Here is an 18442-nt window from a genome sequence, read left to right as displayed (position 1 = left end):
CCGCGCGGGACGCAGCCCGGCGTCGGCGAGCTGCCGGTCGAACGGGCCGGTCCCGGGCACCGCGAGCAGCAGCGCCGCGGCCTCGGTGGCCAGGTAGTGGGTCTCCAGCACCGCGCCGCCACCGGCCGTCTCCGAGACGCACTCGGTGCGCAGGCATGGTGTGCCGACGGGAACGCCGAGCCAGTCGGCGAGCACGTCGGGCGCGGCGATCCCGGTGCGTTCGAGCCAGCGCGGGACCCGGGTGCCCGTGCCCGTGACGGCGGTCCGGCCGGGGTAGTGCGGGCGGGCGACGATCCGGTGCGCGGTCGGCCCGGGCCGCAGCAGCCCCTCCTCGCGGAGCAGCCCCAGCGCGGCACGGACGGCGCTGCGCGGTACACCGTGGCCGACCATCAGCTCGTCCTCGCCGGGAAGCAGGTCCCCGGTCCGTGCGCGCCCGGCGACCGCGATGCGCAGCAGGTCCCGTACCCGGCGCGCGTCGGACGCCCGCACGTGGTGGGACGGCGACGGCACCGGCATGTACCCGACGGTAGGCACGCGGGGTTGCCCGGCGGTTCCCCTCACATGACGGACGCGTGACAACGCCCCGGGGCGTAGCATCCCGACATCGTGCGCTTCCTCGACGACCGCCGGCCCGAGCACGACCTGACCTACGACGACGTCTTCCTCGTCCCGCGCCGTTCCACGGTGACGTCCCGGTTCGACGTGGACCTCACCGCCCCGGACCGCTCCGGGGCCACGGTGCCGGTCGTCGCGGCGAACATGACCGCCGTCGCCGGCCGCCGGATGGCCGAGACCCTCGCCCGCCGCGGCGCCCTGACGGTGCTGCCGCAGGACGTGGCGACCGACGCCGTCGCCGGGATCGTGTCCTGGATCAAGTCCCGGCACCCGGTGTGGGACACCCCGCTGGTGCTGCGCACCTCCGACGCGGTGGCCGACGCGCTGAACCTGCTGCCCAAGCGGGCCCACGACGCCGTCGTGGTCGTCGACGACGGCGGCCGCCCGGTCGGGACCGTGTCCGAGGCGCACTGCGTGGGGGTGGACCGCTTCACCCGGCTCGCCGACGTCCTCGACCCGGACCCCCTGGCGCTGCCGCTGGGCACCGAGCCGCGGGAGGTGTTCGAGCGGCTCGACGCCGGTCGGAAGGCGGTGGCGCTCGGCCTCGACGGCGACGGCCGCCTCGCGGGCCTGCTCACCCCGCTCGGCGCGATCCGGGCCGGGATCTACTCCCCCGCCCTCGACGGCGCGGGCCGGCTGCGCACCGCGGCCGCGATCGGTATCAACGGCGACGTCGCGGTGAAGGCGAAGGCCCTGCTCGACGCCGGTGTGGACGTGCTCGTCGTCGACACCGCGCACGGCCACCAGGAGAAGATGCTCGACGCGCTCGGCGCGGTCCGCCGTGTCGTCGACCAGGCCGGGGCCGCGGTCCCGGTCGCCGCCGGCAACGTGGTCACCGCCGAGGGCGTCGCCGACCTGGTCGACGCGGGCGCCGACATCGTCAAGGTCGGCGTCGGCCCCGGCGCCATGTGCACGACCCGGATGATGACCGGCGTCGGGCGCCCGCAGTTCTCCGCGGTCGCCGAGTGCGCCGCCGCAGCCCGCGAGCGCGGCGCCGTCGTCTGGGCCGACGGCGGGGTGCGCCACCCGCGCGACGTGGCCCTCGCCCTCGCCGCGGGCGCGGCCTCGGTGATGATCGGCTCCTGGCTGGCGGGCACCTACGAGTCCCCCGGCGACCTGCTGCGCGACGAGCACGGCCGGGCGTACAAGGAGTCGTTCGGGATGGCGTCCAAGCGCGCGGTCAGCGCCCGCACCCGCGGGGACAACGCGTTCGACCGTGCCCGCAAGTCGCTGTTCGAGGAGGGCATCTCGTCCTCGCGCCAGCGGCTGGACCCGGACCGGCCGGGCGTGGAGGACGTGCTCGACGAGATCTGCTCGGGCGTCCGCTCCGCGTGCACCTACGCGGGCGCGCGCTCGGTCGACGAGCTGCACGAGCGCTCCGTCGTCGGCGTGCAGACCACCGCCGGGTTCACCGAGGGCACCCCGCACGGCCTCTGACCCACCGCTTGACCCGGTGCGTGATCCGGCGCACGGTCGGGTCATGGCCGCCCCCACGCAGGACACCACCACCAGCAGCAGCTCCGGTACCGCCGCTCTCGGCGGCGGCGGTACCGGCGGTCTGCCCACGCCACCGACGTTCGCCACCTCGGCCGAGGAGCGGCTGCACCGCAAGCAGCAGCTCGCCGGCGCGTTCCGGATCTTCGGCCGGTTCGGCTTCGGCGAGGGCATCGCCGGCCACATCACCGTGCGCGACCCGGAGGACCCGGAGATGTTCTGGGTCAACCCGTTCGGCATGAGCTTCCGGCACATCCGGGTCTCGGACCTGATCATGGTCGACCACCACGGCACGGTCCGGCACGGGAACCGCCCGGTGAACCAGGCCGGATTCGTCATCCACTCGGCCGTGCACGCCGAGCACCCGCACGTCGTCGCGGCCGCCCACGCCCACTCGGTGCACGGCAAGGCGTGGTCGTCGCTGGGCCGCCCGCTGGACCCCATCACCCAGGACGCCTGCGCCCTCTACGAGAACCACGGCGTCGTCCACGAGGGGGCGGGCGCGGTCGTGCTCGACCCGGAGGCGGGCCGGGCGCTGGCCCGCGGCCTGACCGGCCGGAAGATGGTGTTCCACCAGAACCACGGGATCTTCTCCGTCGGCGAGACCGTCGCCGAGGCCGCCTGGTGGTTCATCTCGACCGAGCGCAACTGCCAGGCACAGCTCCTCGCCGAGGCCGCGGGGACGCCGACGCTCGTCGACCACGCCAACGCGCGGTTCACCGCCGAGCAGACCGGTACCCCCTACGCCGGCTGGTTCTCCTACCAGCCGCTGTGGGACGAGGTCGTCCGTACCGACCCGGACCTGTTCGACTGAGCACACGGCCCCCGTCCGCGGCTGCGGACGGGGGCCGGGCCCGGCACCTCAGGAGTTCGGTCCCTCCAGCATCTCCGTGACCAGCGCGGCGATCGGCGAGCGCTCGCTGCGGGTCAGCGTGACGTGCGCGAACAGCGGGTGGCCCTTGAGCTTCTCGATGACGGCGTTGACACCGTCGTGCCGCCCGACGCGCAGGTTGTCGCGCTGCGCGACGTCGTGGGTGAGCACGACGCGCGACGCCGTCCCGAGCCGGGACAGCACGGTGAGCAGCACGTTGCGCTCCAGCGACTGCGCCTCGTCGACGATCACGAAGGTGTCGTGCAGCGACCGGCCGCGGATGTGGGTCAGCGGCAGGACCTCCAGCAGCCCGCGGGCGATGACCTCGTCGATGACGTCCTGGCTGACCATCGCGCCCAGGGTGTCGAAGACGGCCTGCGCCCAGGGCTGCATCTTCTCGACCTCGCTGCCGGGCAGGTAGCCGAGGTCCTGCCCGCCGACGGCGTAGAGCGGCCGGAAGACGACGATCTTGCGGTGCTGGCGGCGTTCCAGCACCGCCTCCAGGCCGGCGCACAGCGCGAGCGCCGACTTGCCCGTCCCGGCGCGGCCGCCGAGGGAGACGATCCCGACCTCGTTGTCCAGCAGGAGGTCCAGCGCGATCCGCTGCTCGGCGGAACGGCCGTGCAGCCCGAACGCCTCCCGGTCCCCGCGCACCAGCTTGACCCGCTTGTCCGCGGTGACCCGTCCGAGCGCGTTCGACGCTCCCACCAGCCGCAACCCCGTGTTGCAGGGCAGGTCGCGGGCCTCGTCGTGGTCGATGACGCCGTCGCGGAACAACGCGTCGACGTCCTCGGGGGTCACCTCCAGGTCGGTCATGCCGGTCCAGCCCGAGAACAGCACGTCCTGGCCGTGGTACTCGTCGGCGTCCAGACCGACCGCGGCGGCCTTGACCCGCAACGGCATGTCCTTGGTGACCAGCGTGACGTCCGCAGGCGCGGCCGGGTCCGCCTTGAGGTTCAGCGCACAGGCCAGGATCCGCGAGTCGTTCGAATCGGTGCGGAACCCGGCCGGCAGGACCGTGGGATCGGAGTGGTTCAGCTCGACGTGCAACGTGCCACCGGACTCGCCGATCGGCACGGGTGCGTCGAGACGGCCGTGCTTGACGCGCAGCTCGTCGAGCTGGCGCAGCGCGGTCCGGGCGAACCAGCCCAGTTCGGGGTGGTGACGCTTGGCCTCCAGCTCACTGATGACGACGAGCGGCAGGACGACCTGGTGCTCGTCGAAGCGCTGCAGCGACCAGGGGTCGGACAGCAGCACGGACGTGTCGAGCACATAGCAGCGGGTGGTACCTGCCGGTGCGTCCCCGACGGACCCCTGCGGTGCGGAGGTCGGGTCGGTGAGGGCGGGACGACGATCGGTCACGGGTGCTCCCTCGCAGGCGCGGCACCGCGCCTGCTCTGCGTCGGGCCGGCCGGCCCCGGTGCGGGCCGCGACGACGCGGAGGGACCATGGCGGTCCTCCGGCCGGCACGCCCGCAAGGGCCGGGTGCCGGCCCTCTCGGGTGCGTGTGACACCACTCCAGGGCCTCCCGAACGGGCCGCATCGGGTACAGCCCGTCGTCATGGACGCTACTAGTGGTCACCCTCGTGCGGTCAATAGCAACTCTCCGTCGGATCCCTACGTTGACCCCTGATGGAATAGTCGTAACGTGCCGTTCATCGTGTGATCGGTACCGTCCGACGTCGGATCGGGTAACAGCACCTCGTTCGGTGGCGAGCCGTTCGGCTCAGCCGAGGCGCGGCGGACGGAGCACTCCGACCGGAGCGGGAGCCGGTCCCCGCGTTCCGGACCGTGCGCGGCGCCACCGTCGGTGACCAGATCCGACGGCAGGACCGGGGTGTCGAGCAGCGTCGCCAGCGCGGCGGCCGGGCCCTCCGGGGCGGTGGCGAGCCGGGCGCGCACGAGCGGGCCGCCCTCGGCGTAGGTGACCGGGTAGGTGCGCCACTGGGGATGGTCGAGGAAGTCGAGCATGCGCCGCGCCCGGTCGTCGTCGACCAGCAGCCAGCGTGCGAGGTGGGCGAGCACCGCGTCGGGGCCTGCGCCGTCGACGTGACGCATGAGGGCGGCGTCGAGCCGGACCCGGCCCAGCAGGTCCAGCTCCCGTTCGATCCGCTCGGCCGCCGGGCCGTCGAGGTGCACGCCCGCGCCCGCGAGGACGCGTTCGGCGACCGCGCCCCAGCCGGGGCCGGGCACGACGGCGACGGCGGCCTCCGCCGCCCCTTCCGCGACCAGCCCCTGCGGGCTGTGGACCAGCCGCAGGGCCAGCTCCGGGTACCGCTCCGACGCGACCTCGGCCCGGCAGTACTGCAGGTGGTGGCCGGGATAGACCTCGTGGGCGAGCAGCGGCAGCAGCGACCCGGCCCGCACCCTGCCCGTCGTCGCGACCGAGATCCGACTGCGCAGGCCGCCGCGGTAGCGGGTGAACGCCGTCCAGGGCCGGGCGCCGACGAGGTCGACGTCGGCGCGCTCGCCGTCCGGGAGTCCCAGCATGTCGTGGGTGCGGCGGCGCAGCTCGGCGACGACGGCGGTGACCGCACCGGCCAGCCGTTCCACCGGGACGACGTCGGCGGCCCGGTGGTCCCGCATCCGGGCGGCCAGCGGACCGCGCCCGGGCAGCACCGCCGCCAGCCTGCGGTGCGCCTCGTACAGCTCGTCCGGCTCGCTGCGGCGCGGGAGCACCCCGAACAGGTCGCGGACCTGCTCGACGTAGCCGACGTCCTCACCGGCGAGCAGCCGGGCCCGGCAGCGCAGCGCGACCAGGAGCGCGTCCAGGTGCCGGCGACGACCGTCCGGGAGTCCCGCCGCTGCGACCTCCGCACGCAGCCTCCCTGCTGTGCCGACCAGCGCCACCGGGTCCTGGACCGGCTCCGCGGCCACCCGCCGGGCGATCGACGGGTACGGCGGCGGCCCGTCCAGCACACCCGGCCGCAGCCGGTCCACCCGCGACGCGAGCTCCGCCGTCGCGTGCAGCAGGTCCATCCCCGGAGCGTAGGCGGGCCCGGTGCGGAACGACGGTAAGGGCCGCCGGTGACGCGTCCGTTCGGACGTATCCGACCACGCAGAGTGCACGATCCGTGTCGGTGACAGCTCGGTCGCACGGGACCGGAACAACCTATCTGGGGAGTATCGGAACCGTCAGTGAAAGTGTACCCCGATAGGGTCACGAGATTTGTTTCGCCGGAATAACAGCGGTAGCTTTCTTGCAGTCGGTACGGGCTCCCCCTCGTCAGCGTGCCGGCACGCGTGAGACCGGCTTCGGGCGGACTCGAGACTCAACAGGAGAAAACTGTGCTGAAGAAGGCTGGAATCGTGGTTGCGGCCTCCGCCGCGTCCCTGCTCGCCCTGTCCCCGCTCGCCTTCGCCGGCGACAAGGACGGCGACCACGGCCACAAGGGCGGCCACCACCACGGTGCCGAGAACGTCATCGACAAGGACGCCAAGGGCCTCATCGCCGGCCTGAACGGCAACAACGTCAACGTGCCGGTCCAGGCCTGCAACAACAACGTTCCGGTCAACGTGCTGGGCGTGCAGGTCCCGGTCGAGGACGCCTCTGCCCTCAACGGCCTCACCGGCGCCCTGGGCATCCTGGGCGACGCCAAGGCCAAGTCCGGCGACTCGGTCACCGACCAGTCCGACAACTGCGGCCAGGAGGCCGGCGCCGGCGACTCGATCGGCTGATCTCCTCGCAGATCTGAGAATGCCCCGGAGCTTCCGCTCCGGGGCATTCTTGCGTTCCGATCCGGGCCCACTCCCGGGTGATCGGGAATCCGTCGGGTCACCGTTTTCCGGACCCTCGGGGACGTGTTCACCCCGTCGTGTCGACGCCGCCGGACGGCACTCCGATCCCTTGAGCGCATGACCACGCTCCGTACACGTAGCTCACCTCCCCTCGTGCCCGGCCGTCCTCGCACCCGCGGCCGTGCTGCGGCTCGGCGACACCCGCGCCCGGCGCGCCTCCTGCCGCCCGACCGCTGTCACGCCCGGCCGGCGTGAGGCCGCTCGACTTCCCAGCGCCCCCGCACGCGCCTGCCGTCCAGCTGCCTCGCGGCCCTCGGTCACAACGTGCCCGTCGCCCGACTTCCCAGCGGCCTCGCACTCGGCTGCCTCCGGTCACCCAGCGGCCCTCGTGGCCGACCGCCCCCGTGCCGACCGCCGACACCCCGGCCGTGCACGCCACGTCCGGCGCTCACGACCTCGCGCGAGATGCCGGACGCCGCCGTGATCACCGGTTGTGGAGCGGAACATCCGCGTCGCGGACGCCCGACTCCACAACCGGTGATCATGTGAGCCCCCACCGCCCGGACCGGGGCCGAACCGGGTCGCCCGCACCGGTCCGGCACCTACGGCACCCCCGGCCGGCCCGCCGACCTCCGCCCCGCACCGGCACGGCCCATCCCCGAGTTCCGCTCCCGAGGCCCGCCCGGTTCGACCGTCCCGGCCGGCGCGGGCCTCGTCGGGGCCCCGGCCGTCGGGGGTGGCCACCCGAGCGGCGGGCCGCACAGCAGGATCCCGGTGCCGCCGACACCAGTCGGACGTCTCCCCCGGACGGCTCCCACCCCGCTGCCCCGTCCGCCGCAGCGCCGACACGCCCGCACGCCACGCCGACCGCGCTGCGATTGCGGCGACGAATCCCCAGGTACACGAATGGTTCGCCGACTCCGCCTAAGAATTACGTAGGGTCAGATTGTCGAGCGCGAAAGCGTCCGTTAGATTGACACGCAGTCGATGCGGGCTCCCCGGTTCGAGCGTCGACAGGTACTGAGAGTTGCGCACCTTGGTCGGGCGCGCTCTCCGACTAACAGGAGACGGACTGTGCTGAAGAAGGCTGGAATCGTTGCCGCGGCCGGCGCCGCGTCGCTCGTCGCGCTGAGCCCGCTCGCGTTCGCGGGTGAGCACGGTGGCGACACCCACATCAAGGACAGCGGTAACACCAAGTCCCACGAGAGCTACTTCAGCGGCAACAAGGCCAAGGCCTCGACCGTCGAGGACTCCGAGGGTGTCGCGCAGAAGAACAGCGCCGGCCTGGTGAACCTGTCCAACAACAACATCAACGTCTCGCCGCAGGCCTGCGGGACCGCCCTCAACGGCAACAGCCTGGTCCAGGGTGCCCTGGGCGGTCTGTTCAGCGAGGCGTACAACAAGTCGGGCGTCGAGTCGGACAACAGCGTCGACTGCACCAACGCCGCCGACAACGGCGACAAGGTCGACATCGACGGTGGCAAGCACCACGGCGGTGGCAAGTAAGACCTCGCGTCACCGACGCGCGGAAGGCCCCGGGAGTCCGCTCCCGGGGCCTTTCCCGTTTCCGGGGATCGCGATCCTTGTTTCTGGGGCTCCTATAACGAGTGAGCCGGCCGGAAGTTACGGTCGATCTGAATTCATCCGCCGAAACGTCGGTGCCGTGCGCCGAAGTCGCGCAACGCCCGTAGGAAATCGACGCGGCGGAACTCGGGCCAGTAGGCCTCGCAGAACCAGAACTCCGAATGGGCCGACTGCCACAGCAGGAACCCCGACAGCCGTTGCTCGCCGCTGGTCCGGATGACGAGGTCCGGGTCGGGCTGTCCGGAGGTGTAGAGGTGCTCCGCGATGTGGTCGACGTCGAGCGATTCCGCGAGCTCCTCGATCGTCCGTCCCGCCTCCGCCTGGGTCAGCAGCATCTTGCGGACGGCGTCGGCGATCTCCTGGCGGCCGCCGTAGCCGACGGCGACGTTCAGCTGGATGCCCCCGCGGTCGCCGGTACGGGCGACCGCCGCGGTCAGCCGGTCGGCCAGGCTGCTCGGCAGCAACTCCATCGCGCCGACGACCCGCAGCCGCCACGGGGTGTCCGGGCCGGAGAGGTCGTCGACGACCCCGGCGATGATCTCCAGGAGGTCCTTGAGCTCCTCCGGGGAGCGGGTGTCCAGGTTGTCGGTGGACAGCAGGAACACCGTGACGACCTCGACGCCGGCCTCGGAGCACCAGCCGAGCATCTCGGCGATCTTCGCTGCGCCGGCACGGTGCCCCTCCGCGGGGTCGGCCAGACCCGCCTCCCGCGCCCAGCGGCGGTTGCCGTCGAGGATGAGCGCCACGTGCCTGGGCTGCTCGGCCCCCGCGATCTGACGCAGGATCCTGCGCTCGTACACCGTGTAGAGCAGGTCTCGGAGGGCCACGTACAGGGAGCCTAGTCCCGGGTGTGGTGTTCGTCCGCCGGACGGGACCCCTGCCGTCGCGACCCGTAACGTCGGGGTGCGTGAGCATCGCCCCGTCCGCCCCGCTCAAGCCCCGTATGCGGGGCTGGCTGCACCTGTGGAGCCTCGTCGGTTCCGTCTTCGCGTGCGCCGCGCTCGTCAGTGTCGCGGGGGCGCTCGTCGGGGCCTCTGCGGCCGCGGCCGCGGCCGTCTACACGCTGACCACGTTCGGCCTGTTCGGGATCAGTGCGCTGTACCACCGGCGCACCTGGGTCGACCCGGCCCGGCGACGACTGATGAAGCGCCTCGACCACTCGATGATCTTCCTGTTCATCGCGGGCACCTACACGCCGGTCTCGGTGCTGGCGCTCCCCGCGGCGACGGCCACCTGGGTGCTCGCCGTCGTCTGGGGCGGGGCGCTCGCCGGGGTCGCGCTCAAGCTCGCCTGGCCGACCGCGCCGGCCTGGGTCGGGGTGCCGATCTATGTCGCGCTCGGCTGGGTCGCGGTGTTCGTGCTGCCCGGACTGCTGGCCGGCGGTGGCGTGGCCGCGCTCGTGCTGCTGCTCGCCGGCGGGGCCCTCTACACCATCGGCGCGGTCATGTACGCGCTACGACGGCCCGACCCGTGGCCCGCGACATTCGGCTACCACGAGTTCTTCCACGCCGCGACGGTGTTGGCCTGGGCCTGCCACCACGTCGCGATCTGGCTGGTCCTGCTGCGCTGACCCGGCGCTTCCACGGGTCGGCGACTCAGGAGCGGGCCGGTCCCGGCTCACCGCGGTCGGTCGCGGTCCCGGATGCGGTGCCGGCCGGGTCGGATCCGCCCTCCGCGGTGTCCTCACCGTCGAAGGACTCCGGGAGCCGGGTGATCCGCTTGCTCATGTTGCGGATGAGGAAGACCGTCGCGAGCAGCAGGAGCAGCACGATCGCCAGCCCGGCGGGGGCCGCGTTGCCGAACTCGGGCAGCTGCCCGGGGGGCGGGGGCCGGTCCTGCATCGGGACGAGCAGGCCCGTCACGACCTGGTTCACCACAGCCGTCACGTTCTCGACCTGCACCGCCACGCGCCTCCGTACTCCGGTTCCCGGATCACCGGCACCACCCCGCAGCTGCGGGAGGGGCCGGTGACCAGGCTACCCGCGGAGCCCGCGTGCCCTCATCCGGCGCGACGGCGCTCCCCGCCGACCTCGACGGGGATGCCGGCGAACAGGTCGTCCTCCGGGACCTCGGTGTCGACCAGGGACTGGACCAGCTCGTAGTCCTCGGTGGGCCACACCCGGGCCTGCACCTCGAGCGGGGTGAAGAAGAATCTGCTGTCCGGGTCGATCTGAGTGGCGTGTGCACGCAGCGCGTCGTCGCGCCGGCCGAACCAGTCCGAGCACGGGACCTTGGTGGTCACCCGGGTGCCGGGGTCGGGCCGGTCGCTCTTCCAGTTCTCCAGCCACTCCGCGTACGGCGACTCCTGGCCGGACTCGACGATCGCGTTGTGGAAGGCCTCCAGCCGGGCCTTGGAGAAGCCGTGGCCGTAGTAGAGCTTCATCGGCTGCCACGGAGCCCCGGCCTCCGGGAAGCGTGCCGGGTCGCCCGCGGCCTCCCAGGCCGCCATCGAGATGACGTGGGTGCGGATGTGGTCCGGGTGCGGGTAACCACCGTTCTCGTCGTAGGTGACGATCACGTGCGGGCGGAACTCGCGGATGACCTTCACCAGGGCCGCGGTCTGCTCCTCGACGTCCCCCAGGGCGAAGCAGCCCTCGGGCAGCGGGGGCTTCGGGTCGCCCTCGGGCAGGCCGGAGTCGACGAAGCCCAGCCAGACGTGCTGCACGCCGAGGATCTCGGCGGCGCGGGCCATCTCGGCGTTGCGGACCGCGGTCATGTTCTCCAGGACGTCCGGCCGGTCCATCGCGGGGTTCAGGATGCTGCCCCGCTCACCACCGGTGCAGGTCACGACCATGACCTCGTGACCCTCGTCGACGTACCGGGCGGTGGTCGCCGCGCCCTTCGACGACTCGTCGTCGGGGTGGGCGTGCACCGTCATCAACCGGGGACGCTCGCCGGGCGCCGGCGGCTGGACCGGGCGCGGGGCGGACGGGGTGTACTGCGTAGCCATCGGGGCGGGTTCCTCCACGGTCACCGGACTCGGGTCCCGCACCGGTCGGCTGCCGGCGGCGGGCGGCGAGGTCGTGCTCAGGGACGATCCTGGCAGAGGGGACCGACAGGAACCGCGCCGAGCACGGGCTCCGGCATCGGCAACGCCGTCACCCGCACCATCTGTTCCCGCCGCGGCACCCGTCTGCGACGGACGGTTGACGCCGACGCGACCGGGGCGGCGGCGCGGCTGCCGACAACCCCGTTACCTGCGAATATTCCTCGACAGGGAACTATCCGGTACGCGCGCCCGTTCACCGAAAGGCTGCGATGAGCGGCACGCTCCGTGGTAAGGTGAGCCCTACACGACCCGCAGGCGGGTCGTGTTTTTCCTTACTCGGGGCGTGCCGCTCGGAGCCGCCACCCCCGTGTGCCCGCCGGGCGCCAGGCGTCCCGGCGGTGACACGTCCTGTTTTCCTGGAGGAGTTGATGACGGTGACGGACACCCAGGCCACCTGGCTGACCCAGGACGCCTACGACCGGCTGAAGGCCGAGCTGGACGGGTTGATCGAGAACCGGCCCGTCATCGCCGCGGAGATCAACGCCCGCCGCGAGGAGGGCGACCTGAAGGAGAACGGCGGCTACCACGCGGCACGCGAGGAGCAGGGTCAGCAGGAGGCCCGGATCCGTCAGCTGCAGGAGCTGCTGCGCACCGCCCAGGTCGGCACCGCGCCGTCCAGCTCTGACGAGGCCTCCCCCGGCACCGTCCTCGAGATCCGCTACGAGGACGACGACGAGGCCGAGAAGGTCCTGCTCGGCTCCCGCGAGGAGGGCAGCCACGGCGACCTGCAGGTCATCTCCCCGAACTCCCCGCTCGGCGCGGCGCTGCTCGGCGCGAAGCCGGGTGACACCCGCGAGTACCAGCTGCCCGACGGCGGAACCATGAAGGTGACGCTGGTGTCGGTGGAGGCCTTCACCGGCTGACCCACGACCACCCGCGGAACGGGCCCGGCCGGTGGGCCGGGCCCGTTCGCGTGTCGGGGCCGGTCGGAGCGTGTCGGAACGGGTCAGGGCGTGGCGACGGCGTGCCCGGCCTCGCGCAGGTCGGCGACGATGGCGTCGCGGTGCTCGGGCCCCCGCGTCTCGACGCTGAGCTCGACGTCGACCTCCCCCACCGCGAGCGCGCCCCTGATCCGCGAGTGCGCGACGTCGGTGACGTTGGCCCCGAGCCGACCGACCCGGGCCAGGAGCTCGGCGAGCGCGCCGGGGCGGTCGGGCATCCGCAGGTGCAGCGTGAGGTAGCGGGACGAGGCGACCAGCCCGTGCCGGATGACCTGCAGCAGCACGAGGGGGTCGACGTTGCCGCCGGACAACACGCACACGACCGGCCCCGGCCAGCGGTCGGGCTGCTCCATCAGCGCGGCGACGGACGCGGCACCGGCCGGCTCGACGAGCATCTTCGCCCGTTCCAGGCAGTGCAGCAGTGCCGCGGACAATGCGTCCTCCGACACCGTGACCATCTCGTCGATCAGGCTGCTGACCTGGGCGAACGTGACATCGCCCGGGCGGCCGACGGCGATCCCGTCCGCCATCGTGCGCATCCCGCCGACCGGCATCGGCTCGCCGGCCGCCAACGACGACGGCCAGGCCGCGGCACCCGCGGCCTGCACCCCGACGATCCGGACGTCCGGGCGGGCGGCGCGCAGGACCGCGGCGGTCCCGCCGAGCAGGCCACCACCGCCCGCGGAGATCAGCACGGTGCCGGCGTCGGGGACCTGATCGAGGATCTCGCAGCCGACGGTGCCCTGCCCGGCGATGATGTCGGGGTGGTCGAAGGGGTGCACGAACACCGCACCCGACCGTTCGGCGGCCGCGGTGGCGGCCGTGACGGCCTCGTCGACGGTGCGGCCGGTGAGCACGACCTCGGCGCCGTAGCCGCGGGTCGCGTCGACCTTGGGCAGGGCCGCCCGCTCGGGCATGTACACGGTGGCGCGCACGCCCAGCAGCCGTGCGGCGAGCGCGACGCCCTGGGCGTGGTTGCCCGCCGACGCCGCGACGACGCCACCTGCACGTTCGTCGTCGGAGAGGCGGGCGATGCGGGTGTAGGCACCGCGGATCTTGAACGAGCCCGTGCGCTGCAGGTTCTCGCACTTCAGACCGACCCGGGAGCCGGTCAGGTCGGACAGGGCGCGGGCACCGGCGACGGGCGTGGTGCGCACGACGCCGGAGAGCAGTTCGCGGGCGCAGAGCACGTCGTCGGCGGTGACCGGGGGGATGACGGGGGCGGCCATCCCGGCAGTCTCGCACCGCCCCGGGTAACCTCGCCGATGTCTCACCGGGCGTGACGTCTCCTGCGCGCCCGGTGTCGGGAGGGACTCGCGAATGACGCGTCTGCGCACGACAGCACCGCTGCTGCTGGCCGCCGGACTGGCCGCGCTCGCGGTGGCGACCGTGCACGACGCGGGCTGTGCCGACCCGGGCCGCTACGAGGCCCGCGGCGACGGCACGTGGTCGCTGGTCGGCGGCTGCGTGGACCCGGGTGACCTGGTCATCCCACCGCCGCCGGTGGTCCAGCCCCCCGCGCCGTCGCCGGAGCAGTCGCGCAGCTGAGCCCGCCCGGCGGCGCTACCGGACCGCGTCCAGCGCGGCCCGCAGGTCGTCGAGAAGGTCGTCGGCGTCCTCGATGCCGACCGACAGCCGGACCAGCGATTCCGGCACCTCGAGCATCGATCCCGCGGTCGAGGCGTGGGTCATCTCGCCCGGGTGCTCGATCAGCGACTCGACCCCGCCGAGGGACTCGGCGAGGGTGAACAGCCGGGTGCCCGCGCAGATCCGCAGGGCCGCGTCGCGCCCGCCCGCGGCGAGGAACGACACCATCCCGCCGAACCGGCGCATCTGCTTGGCCGCGACCTCGTGGCCGGGGTGCCCGGGCAGGCCCGGGTAGAGCACCGAGGCCACCGCGGGGTGCGCGGAGAGCATCTCGGCGACGCGCTCGGCGTTGTCGCAGTGGCGCTCCATGCGCACCGCGAGGGTCTTCGCGCCGCGCAGGGTCAGCCATGCGTCGAACGGGCCGGGCACCGAGCCGGTGGAGTTCTGGACGAACGCGATCTGCTCGGACAGTGCGTCGTCGTCGGTGACCAGTGCACCGCCGACGACGTCGGAGTGGCCGCCGACGTACTTGGTGGTGGAGTGCACGACGACGTCGGCGCCCAGCGCCAGCGGCGTCTGCAGGTACGGGGAGGCGAAGGTGTTGTCGACGACGAGCCGCGCGCCCGCCTCGTGCGCCACCCCCGCCAGCACCGCGATGTCGGCGATGCCGAGCAGCGGGTTGGTCGGGGTCTCGCACCACACGACCCTGGTCGTGGGCCGCAGCGCCGCGCGCAGGGCGTCGTGGTCGGCGAGGTCGACCGGGGTGTGCTCGACGCCGAACCCGGACAGCACCTTGTCCACCAGCCGGAACGTGCCGCCGTAGGCGTCGTGCGGGATGACCAGGTGGTCACCGGGCTTGAGCAGGATCCGCAGCAGCGTGTCCGTCGCCCCCATCCCGGAGCCGAACGCGTGCGCGTGCCGGCCGCCCTCCAGGGCGGCGAGCTGGTCCTGCAGCACGGTCCGGGTCGGGTTGGCGCTGCGGGAGTACTCGTACCCCCCGCGGGTCCCGCCGACGCCGTCCTGGGCGTAGGTCGAGCTGGTGTGGATCGACGTCGTGACCGCGCCGGTCGTCGGGTCCGGGACCTGGCCGGCGTGGATCGCGCGCGTGGAGAAGCCCTGCATGGACGCCGAGGCTACTCCCGGCGCCCGTGCGGGCCGGATCAGGCGTTGCCGCCGAGGAAGGCGATCACGTCGGACCGGGTGACGACGCCCGCGGGCTTGCCGTCCTCCAGCACCAGCGCGGCGTCGGCCTTGGCGAAGGCCTCCATCGCGTCCTGCACCGACTCGCCGGCGCCGAGGGTCGGCAGCGGCTCGGACATGTGGTCCTCGAGCCGGTCCGAGAGCTTGGCCTGCCCGGTGAACAGCGCGTCGAGCAGGTCGCGCTCGCTGACCGACCCGGCGACCTCGGCCGCCATGACCGGCGGCTCCGCCTTGACCACCGGCATCTGGGAGACACCGAACTCGCGCAGGTAGAGCGCGGCGTCGGCGACGGTCTCGTTGGGGTGGGCGTGCACCAGCGCGGGCAGCGCGCCGTCCTTGCGCCGCAGCACGTCGCCGATGGTCGCGCCCTGCGACGGCGGGAGGAAGCCGTAGCTGGCCATCCAGCGGTCGTTGAAGACCTTGCCGAGGTAGCCGCGGCCACCGTCGGGCAGCAGCACGACGACCACCGCGTCCGCGGGCAGCGTCGCGGCCACCCGCAGGGCGGCGACGGTCGCCATCCCACAGGAACCGCCGACGAGCAGCGCCTCCTCGCGGGCGAGGCGGCGGGTCATCTCGAAGGAGTCGGCGTCGGAGACGGCGACGATCTCGTCGCAGATGTCGCGGTCGTAGGTGGTCGGCCAGAAGTCCTCGCCGACGCCCTCGACCAGGTAGGGACGCCCGGTGCCGCCGGAGTAGACCGAGCCCTCCGGGTCGGCGCCGATGATCCGCACGGCGCCGTTCGACTTCTCCTTGAGGTACCGCCCGATGCCCGAGATGGTGCCGCCGGTGCCGATCCCCGCCACGAAGTGGGTGATCCGGCCCTCGGTCTGCTGCCAGATCTCCGGGCCGGTCGAGTGGTAGTGCGACTCGGGGTTGGCCGGGTTCGCGTACTGGTTGGGCTTCCAGGCGCCCTCGATCTCGCGGACCAGCCGGTCGGAGGTCTGGTAGTAGGAGTCGGGGTGCTCGGGGTCGACCGCCGTCGGGCACACCACGACCTCGGCGCCGTAGGCCTTGAGGACGTTGCGCTTGTCCTCCCCGACCTTGTCCGGGCACACGAACACGCACTGGTAGCCCTTGCGCTGGGCGACCATCGCCAGCCCGACCCCGGTGTTGCCCGAGGTCGGCTCGACGATCGTGCCGCCCGGGCGCAGCTCACCGGAGGCCTCGGCGGCCTCGACCATCCGCAGGGCGATGCGGTCCTTCACCGATCCACCGGGGTTCAGGTACTCGACCTTGGCCAGGACCGGCGGGGCGATGCCCTCGGCCGTCGCTCCCAGCCGGACGAGGGGCGTGTTCCCGACCAGATCGACGACGTGCTCGACGTAGCGCATGCACGCATCCTCCCACCGCTCACTCGCGCAAGACCTCGTGCATCCCGCCACCGGGGGTCCACCAGCGCACCACGAGACGGTTCCGCTCGTCGTTGAGCCCGGTCCAGACGACCTCGGTGAGATCGACGCGGAACGCGTCCCCGGTGACCGGCCCGGACAGCGGGCCCTGCAGCACCGCCCGGCCCGACACCTTCAGGTCGCCGTCCCCGAGGTCCCCGCCGGACTGGTCGGCCGGTGCGGCGTGCAGCGCGAACCGCGGGTCCCGCCGCAGGTCGGAGCCCTTCCGGGCGCCCGGCATCGACCCGAAGGAGAGCTCGGTGTCACCGCCGGCGTCGTCCAGCACCACCTCGATCCCGGACACGCGCGGTGCGCCGTCGGCGCGCAGCGTCGCGATCACGAGCGCGATCCCCCGCCGCAGGATCCGCTCGGACAGATCGGCGAACGCGGGCTCGGCCCGCCGGAAGTCTCCCCACGACGTCATGGATCAGAGCATGCCGCGGACCCCTGACGGTTTCGTCACGCCGTCTCCCGAACATCGGTTACCGACAAGTACGGTCTGGTCGAGAGGTACCTGCGATGGAGGAGGACGTCCCATGCCCGAAGCCGTGATCGTCGCCGCGGCCCGGTCCCCGATCGGCCGCGCCAACAAGGGCTCCCTGGCCGGGATGCGCCCGGACGACCTGACCGTGCAGATGGTCCGCGCCGCCCTGGGCCAGGTCCCGCAGCTGGACCCGGCCGAGATCGACGACCTGATGCTCGGCTGCGGCCTGCCCGGTGGGGAGCAGGGCAACAACCTGGCCCGGATCGTCGCGATCCAGCTCGGCTACGACTCGCTACCCGGCACCACCATCACCCGGTACTGCTCGTCGTCGCTGCAGACGACCCGGATGGCGCTGCACGCGATCAAGGCCGGTGAGGGCGACGTGTTCGTCTCCGCCGGTGTCGAGACCGTCTCCCGCTTCTCCCGCGGCACGTCGGACTCCTGGCCGGACACGCACAACCCGCTGTTCGCCGACGCCGAGGCCCGCACCGCCGAGACCGCGGAGAAGGGCGCCGAGACCTGGACCGACCCGCGCGACCAGAGCCTCCTGCCGGACGCCTACATCTCCATGGGACAGACCGCGGAGAACCTGGCGCGGTACAAGGACGTGTCCCGCGACGACATGGACCGCTTCGCGGTGCAGTCGCAGAACCGTGCGGAGAAGGCCATCGCCGACGGCTTCTTCGCGCGCGAGATCACCCCGGTGACGCTGCCCGACGGCACGGTCGTCGACACCGACGACGGCCCCCGCCCCGGCACCACCTACGACAAGATCTCGCAGCTCAAGCCCGTCTTCCGCCCGGACGGCCGGATCACCGCCGGCAACGCGTGCCCGCTCAACGACGGCGCCGCCGCCCTGGTGATCATGTCCGACACGAAGGCCGAGCAGCTCGGCGTCACGCCGCTGGCCCGGGTCGTCTCGACCGGTGTCACCGGGCTGTCGCCGGAGATCATGGGCTACGGCCCGGTCGAGGCCTCCCAGCAGGCGCTGCACCGCGCCGGGCTCACCATCGACGACATCGATCTGGTCGAGATCAATGAGGCCTTCGCCGCGCAGGTGCTGCCCAGTGCCCGCGACCTGGGCATCGACGAGGCCAAGCTGAACGTGCACGGCGGCGCGATCGCGCTGGGCCACCCGTTCGGCATGACCGGCGCCCGCATCACGACGACCCTGATGAACGGCCTGCGCAGCACCGGCGGCCGCTACGGGCTCGAGACGATGTGCGTCGGCGGCGGCCAGGGCATGGCGCTGGTGATCGAGAACCTCGCCTGACCCCACGGCGCCCACGAACGGGCCGGTCCGCCTCGCGCGGGCCGGCCCGTCGGCGTCACGGGGTCAGGCGGCGTGGCCGGGCGGGTCGATGCGCACGCCGGTGGCCTCGATCTCGGCCTCGGTCCGCAGCCGGGCGAACTCCCGGTCCGCGTCGAGCGCGCCCTGGGTCCCGCCCGCCTCGACGTGGGCGCGCAGCGGCGGGTCCTCGACGCCGACGG

General features: G+C 73.0%; 18 protein-coding genes. 8 read left to right on the top strand and 10 right to left on the bottom strand.

Going from position 1 to position 18442, the window contains the following annotated elements; all coding sequences use genetic code 11:
- A partial coding sequence (locus tag GTW08_RS12760; RefSeq protein ID WP_161151959.1) for a GntR family transcriptional regulator occupies positions 1–516 on the bottom strand: 516 nt, incomplete at its 3' end.
- Between the two features lie 90 nt (positions 517–606).
- On the opposite strand from GTW08_RS12760, the gene GTW08_RS12755 reads away from it, so the two are divergent.
- Positions 607–2052, top strand: a complete 1446-nt coding sequence (locus GTW08_RS12755) for a GuaB1 family IMP dehydrogenase-related protein (RefSeq protein ID WP_073577689.1) — start codon at positions 607–609, stop codon at positions 2050–2052.
- 43 nt (positions 2053–2095) lie between these two features.
- A complete protein-coding gene (locus tag GTW08_RS12750) occupies positions 2096–2923 on the top strand; it encodes a class II aldolase/adducin family protein (protein ID WP_161151958.1) in 828 nt (275 codons plus the stop codon).
- 48 nt (positions 2924–2971) lie between these two features.
- Here the strand turns inward: GTW08_RS12750 and GTW08_RS12745 are convergent, their stop codons facing one another.
- Entirely contained in the window at positions 2972–4252 is a 1281-nt protein-coding gene (locus GTW08_RS12745; protein ID WP_062400360.1) for a PhoH family protein, read from the bottom strand.
- Between the two features lie 345 nt (positions 4253–4597).
- Complete coding sequence (locus tag GTW08_RS12740; RefSeq protein WP_161151957.1) at positions 4598–5959, bottom strand: DUF885 domain-containing protein; 1362 nt, start codon at positions 5957–5959, stop codon at positions 4598–4600.
- A 309-nt stretch (positions 5960–6268) separates the two neighbouring features.
- Here GTW08_RS12740 and GTW08_RS12735 point away from each other — a divergent pair, with 309 nt between their 5' ends.
- Together GTW08_RS12735 and GTW08_RS12730 are read left to right on the top strand one after the other, a co-directional pair.
- Positions 6269–6658, top strand: a complete 390-nt coding sequence (locus GTW08_RS12735) for a hypothetical protein (RefSeq protein ID WP_073577686.1) — start codon at positions 6269–6271, stop codon at positions 6656–6658.
- A gap of 1134 nt (positions 6659–7792) precedes the next feature.
- Positions 7793–8224 carry a hypothetical protein gene (locus GTW08_RS12730; protein WP_073577685.1) on the top strand — a complete coding sequence of 144 codons (432 nt, stop codon included), beginning with the start codon at positions 7793–7795 and terminating at the stop codon, positions 8222–8224.
- Between the two features lie 134 nt (positions 8225–8358).
- Here the strand turns inward: GTW08_RS12730 and GTW08_RS12725 are convergent, their stop codons facing one another.
- The gene (locus GTW08_RS12725) at positions 8359–9129 is read right to left on the bottom strand and encodes an isoprenyl transferase (RefSeq protein WP_073577684.1); all 771 of its coding nucleotides are present in this window, start codon (positions 9127–9129) and stop codon (positions 8359–8361) included.
- A gap of 116 nt (positions 9130–9245) precedes the next feature.
- On the opposite strand from GTW08_RS12725, the gene GTW08_RS12720 reads away from it, so the two are divergent.
- Positions 9246–9872: a PAQR family membrane homeostasis protein TrhA gene (locus GTW08_RS12720; protein WP_073577802.1), complete on the top strand. Its 627-nt coding sequence runs from the start codon at positions 9246–9248 to the stop codon at positions 9870–9872.
- 25 nt (positions 9873–9897) lie between these two features.
- Here GTW08_RS12720 and GTW08_RS12715 read toward each other — a convergent pair whose 3' ends face one another.
- Both GTW08_RS12715 and mca read right to left on the bottom strand, forming a co-directional pair.
- A complete protein-coding gene (locus tag GTW08_RS12715; RefSeq protein ID WP_083658998.1) occupies positions 9898–10209 on the bottom strand; it encodes a hypothetical protein in 312 nt (103 codons plus the stop codon).
- Positions 10210–10301: 92 nt separating this feature from the next.
- Positions 10302–11180: a mycothiol conjugate amidase Mca gene (gene mca / locus GTW08_RS12710; protein ID WP_062404173.1), complete on the bottom strand. Its 879-nt coding sequence runs from the start codon at positions 11178–11180 to the stop codon at positions 10302–10304.
- A gap of 545 nt (positions 11181–11725) precedes the next feature.
- Here mca and greA point away from each other — a divergent pair.
- Entirely contained in the window at positions 11726–12214 is a 489-nt protein-coding gene (greA, locus tag GTW08_RS12705; protein ID WP_174565910.1) for a transcription elongation factor GreA, read from the top strand.
- Between the two features lie 83 nt (positions 12215–12297).
- Here the strand turns inward: greA and ilvA are convergent, their stop codons facing one another.
- A complete protein-coding gene (ilvA, locus tag GTW08_RS12700) occupies positions 12298–13521 on the bottom strand; it encodes a threonine ammonia-lyase (protein ID WP_073577682.1) in 1224 nt (407 codons plus the stop codon).
- Between the two features lie 91 nt (positions 13522–13612).
- Here ilvA and GTW08_RS12695 point away from each other — a divergent pair, with 91 nt between their 5' ends.
- Positions 13613–13840, top strand: a complete 228-nt coding sequence (locus GTW08_RS12695) for a hypothetical protein (RefSeq protein WP_073577681.1) — start codon at positions 13613–13615, stop codon at positions 13838–13840.
- A gap of 15 nt (positions 13841–13855) precedes the next feature.
- On the opposite strand, the gene GTW08_RS12690 is transcribed toward GTW08_RS12695, so the two are convergent.
- The 3 genes from GTW08_RS12690 to GTW08_RS12680 are packed head-to-tail and all read right to left on the bottom strand — an operon-like array spanning position 13856 to position 16891.
- Positions 13856–15001: a cystathionine gamma-synthase gene (locus tag GTW08_RS12690; protein WP_073577680.1), complete on the bottom strand. Its 1146-nt coding sequence runs from the start codon at positions 14999–15001 to the stop codon at positions 13856–13858.
- A 38-nt stretch (positions 15002–15039) separates the two neighbouring features.
- Complete coding sequence (locus GTW08_RS12685) at positions 15040–16410, bottom strand: cystathionine beta-synthase (RefSeq protein ID WP_073577679.1); 1371 nt, start codon at positions 16408–16410, stop codon at positions 15040–15042.
- 19 nt (positions 16411–16429) lie between these two features.
- Positions 16430–16891 carry a pyridoxamine 5'-phosphate oxidase family protein gene (locus tag GTW08_RS12680; RefSeq protein WP_073577678.1) on the bottom strand — a complete coding sequence of 154 codons (462 nt, stop codon included), beginning with the start codon at positions 16889–16891 and terminating at the stop codon, positions 16430–16432.
- Between the two features lie 112 nt (positions 16892–17003).
- On the opposite strand from GTW08_RS12680, the gene GTW08_RS12675 reads away from it, so the two are divergent.
- Positions 17004–18224: an acetyl-CoA C-acetyltransferase gene (locus GTW08_RS12675; protein WP_073577677.1), complete on the top strand. Its 1221-nt coding sequence runs from the start codon at positions 17004–17006 to the stop codon at positions 18222–18224.
- Positions 18225–18442: the final 218 nt, after the last annotated feature.

The sequence above is a fragment of the Pseudonocardia sp. SID8383 genome, from assembly GCF_009864975.1.
Taxonomy (GTDB): domain Bacteria; phylum Actinomycetota; class Actinomycetes; order Mycobacteriales; family Pseudonocardiaceae; genus Pseudonocardia; species Pseudonocardia alni.
Note: the sequence above shows the minus strand (reverse complement) of the source record. Positions and strands in the feature narration are given on the sequence as shown.

Coding starts and splice junctions, on each gene's coding strand:
- GTW08_RS12750 (WP_161151958.1), top strand. CDS start 2,096: ATGGCCGCCCCCACGCAGGACACCACCACCAGCAGCAGCTCCGGTACC.
- GTW08_RS12740 (WP_161151957.1), bottom strand. CDS start 5,959: ATGGACCTGCTGCACGCGACGGCGGAGCTCGCGTCGCGGGTGGACCGG.
- GTW08_RS12720 (WP_073577802.1), top strand. CDS start 9,246: ATGCGGGGCTGGCTGCACCTGTGGAGCCTCGTCGGTTCCGTCTTCGCG.
- mca (WP_062404173.1), bottom strand. CDS start 11,180: ATGACGGTGCACGCCCACCCCGACGACGAGTCGTCGAAGGGCGCGGCG.
- ilvA (WP_073577682.1), bottom strand. CDS start 13,521: ATGGCCGCCCCCGTCATCCCCCCGGTCACCGCCGACGACGTGCTCTGC.
- GTW08_RS12695 (WP_073577681.1), top strand. CDS start 13,613: ATGACGCGTCTGCGCACGACAGCACCGCTGCTGCTGGCCGCCGGACTG.
- GTW08_RS12690 (WP_073577680.1), bottom strand. CDS start 15,001: ATGCAGGGCTTCTCCACGCGCGCGATCCACGCCGGCCAGGTCCCGGAC.
- GTW08_RS12685 (WP_073577679.1), bottom strand. CDS start 16,410: ATGCGCTACGTCGAGCACGTCGTCGATCTGGTCGGGAACACGCCCCTC.
- GTW08_RS12680 (WP_073577678.1), bottom strand. CDS start 16,891: ATGACGTCGTGGGGAGACTTCCGGCGGGCCGAGCCCGCGTTCGCCGAT.
- GTW08_RS12675 (WP_073577677.1), top strand. CDS start 17,004: ATGCCCGAAGCCGTGATCGTCGCCGCGGCCCGGTCCCCGATCGGCCGC.